At 44.3% G+C, this 246-nt stretch carries 1 protein-coding gene; it reads left to right on the top strand.

Features of this window, described 5'->3' with window-relative positions:
* A partial coding sequence (locus VJI94_RS08685) for a hypothetical protein (protein WP_324009082.1) occupies positions 1 to 204 on the top strand: 204 nt, incomplete at its 5' end.
* Between the last annotated feature and the right edge of the window lie 42 nt (positions 205 to 246).

Below are 246 nucleotides of genomic sequence, written 5' to 3'. Positions count from 1 at the left end.
TTTCAGCATAAGAACGTAATAGGTACACATTTGAAGGCTACTTGGCTAACCTCCTATTTGATGGCCGCGTTTGATGTAGCAGCTGTAAACATCATTGTCAAAGGTGGTTGGTGGGTTGCCTTAACTGCAGGAACTGGTGCGTCCTGCGGGATGGTTGCAGCAATAGTTCTCCATGACCACTTATTTAAGAAGGGTGATTACTGATGGAACCTGATCATCTGACTATCCATGTACAAATCTATGGAC

The sequence above is a fragment of the Parvimonas sp. D9 genome (assembly GCF_035282565.1).
Classification (GTDB): domain Bacteria; phylum Bacillota; class Clostridia; order Tissierellales; family Peptoniphilaceae; genus Parvimonas; species Parvimonas micra.
The sequence above is the reverse complement of the archived record's forward strand: the minus strand, read 5'-3'. Positions and strand labels throughout refer to the sequence as shown.